Annotated in this window: 3 protein-coding genes; all 3 read right to left on the reverse strand. The window is 31.0% G+C overall.

The features are described from left to right. Window positions 1-84 precede the first annotated feature (84 nt). Window positions 85-777, reverse strand: a complete 693-nt coding sequence (locus E6A48_RS10045; RefSeq protein WP_219710072.1) for a flavodoxin — start codon at window positions 775-777, stop codon at window positions 85-87. Window positions 778-843: 66 nt separating this feature from the next. Next, on the reverse strand, window positions 844-1,671 hold the full coding sequence (locus E6A48_RS10050; RefSeq protein WP_219710073.1) for an SDR family oxidoreductase: 828 nt from the start codon (window positions 1,669-1,671) through the stop codon (window positions 844-846). Window positions 1,672-1,697: 26 nt separating this feature from the next. Continuing rightward, on the reverse strand, window positions 1,698-2,313 hold a 616-nt coding region (locus tag E6A48_RS10055), incomplete at its 5' end, for an aldo/keto reductase (RefSeq protein WP_219710074.1).

The raw sequence follows: 2,313 nt of genomic DNA on the forward strand, positions 1-2,313 counted from the left end.
TTCGTCAAAGAACCAAAAAGTGCAAATAATCTAAAATCATACTAATTACATATAATATAAATTATTCAAAAACATCTATCAATTTTAATAGCCTAGCTTCCTTAGCCAATCCAAAACTCTACTTTTTGAGTTCTTTACTTCTGGTCTATACACCCCTATAGCCTCTAACACTTCGCAGTTTGCTGGAAGTAATTTTTTTAAATCTCTTATCGTTCTTGAAAGTCCTCCTGTGCCATGTGTACAAAATGGTATTATTGTTTTGCCTGATAAATCATAGCTTTCAACAAATGTAAAAACTGCCATTGGGCATGTATACCACCAGTTTGGAAAGCCTAAAAATATAACATCATAATCATCAATGTTGTTCACTCTACCTACTAATGCTGGTCTTTCATTATTGTCCCTTTCTTTTCTTGCCTGGTTCAAACATTCATCATAATCGCTTGAATATTTGTTTTGTGTCTTTATGCTAAATAAATCTCCTCCTGTCTTTTCCGCTATCCAATTAGCAATTAACTCAGCATTTCCCGGAGATAACACGCTTGCAGAAGTTTCAGCATCTACGTCAATAGAATCAGGGTTTTCTACTATTGTGTTGTCTGACCATGTAAAATATGCTATTAATATTTTGTTTTGAGTGCCCTTAATATTTAGAGCATTAATGTTTTGTGAACTTTCTAAACTATCAATATTAGAAACTATATAATCTTTTTTTTGAGTATCATTACTGCAAGATAACATAATTATTGATAAAAGCATAAATATTATTTTCTTCATAATAAAAACCTCTAAATTTTATTAATACCGTTCATCATTATCTAATAAACAGCATTAAAAAAAACTTTATTTACCCTCTGATAATTCTCCATACCACCAAGATGCAGTTACGCCTCCGTCCATAAGAAAATCGCTTCCAGAAATAAATGAGCCTCTCTCTGTCATTAGTAATTCAGCAACATTAGCAACATCGTCTGGAGTGCCTGCCCTTTTTGAAGGACAAAGCTCTAGCATTCTTTTATACATCGCTCCCCTTGGTCCATTTAATTCATCGTTCGCTAATGGTGTTATTATTATGCCAGGGCTTATTGAGTTGAGTCTTGCTCCCCTCTTGCCCCAATTACCAGATTCATACATCACTCTAAGACAATTACATCTCTTTGATAATTGATAGGCTTTTAATGTGTCTGAAGCTTTTTCAAGTATTGGCAAAGATAATAATTGTTCTGTTGGAGTAGTTGCAAGTATTTTATTTTCTTCATCTGTGAGAGAGCCCAAACGATAACCAGATTGTGAAGATATTATTACTCCGCTTCCTCCCTCTTCTATCACCTTGCCGAACTCTTCAAGCAATACCGCTGTTCCATATAAATCAACTTTTAAAATATCTTTAATAGATGCCTGAGATGGTGAAACGCCTGCAGCATTAACAAAATATTTTATCTTTCCTAAACCCTTTGAAAAATCTATTAGTTTTAAAATTGATTCTCTTGAAGAAATATCAGCTTCAAATATAGAAGTTTCAAACCCTGCATTATATAATATTTGTGATTCTCTTTTAGCATTTTCTATATTAAAATCTGCAAGTACAATATGCTTTCCAATTCCTACTCTTCTTGCTATGGCTATTCCAATGGAGCCTGCACCTGTTAAAACAAAAACATCTTTTTTCATTATATATTCTCCTTATATTAATTAAATTATTCAAGAACCCTTTCTGATAAAAGTTTTACCATTTTATAATCTTGATGAGAGAAAAAAGAACTTTCATTTTTATCAATAGATGAAATTAGTTTTATGTCGCTCTCATCTAATTCAAAATCAAAAATATTAAAGTTTTCTTCCATTCTTTCTTTTCTAACACTTTTAGGTATTACCACTATATTTCTTTTTACAAGCCAATTTAAAATTACTTGAGCTATAGATTTATTATATTTTTTAGCTATGCTTAATAATACTTCATTAGTAAACATATTATTTCTTCCTTCAGCAAAAGGAGCCCAAGACTGCATTTGTACATTGTATTCATTCATAATAGTTTGATAATCATTTTTTTGATAAAATGGATTTACTTCTACTTGATTTACAGCAGGTACTATCTCATTATGCATTATTAAATCAACCAATCTGTCAGCAAAGAAATTGCATACTCCAATAGCTTTAATTTTTCCGTTTTTGTATAACTCTTCCATGCATCTCCATTCTCCGTAATAATCACCGAAAGGCTGATGTATTAAATATAAATCTAAATAATCTAATTGAAGTTTTTCAAGAGAATTATTAAATGCTTTTTTAGTATCTTCATAACCGTTTTTT

Source organism: Brachyspira pilosicoli (genome assembly GCF_019402445.1).
GTDB classification, from domain to species: domain Bacteria; phylum Spirochaetota; class Brachyspiria; order Brachyspirales; family Brachyspiraceae; genus Brachyspira; species Brachyspira pilosicoli_B.

Coding starts and splice junctions, on each gene's coding strand:
- E6A48_RS10045 (WP_219710072.1), bottom strand. CDS start 777: ATGAAGAAAATAATATTTATGCTTTTATCAATAATTATGTTATCTTGC.
- E6A48_RS10050 (WP_219710073.1), bottom strand. CDS start 1,671: ATGAAAAAAGATGTTTTTGTTTTAACAGGTGCAGGCTCCATTGGAATA.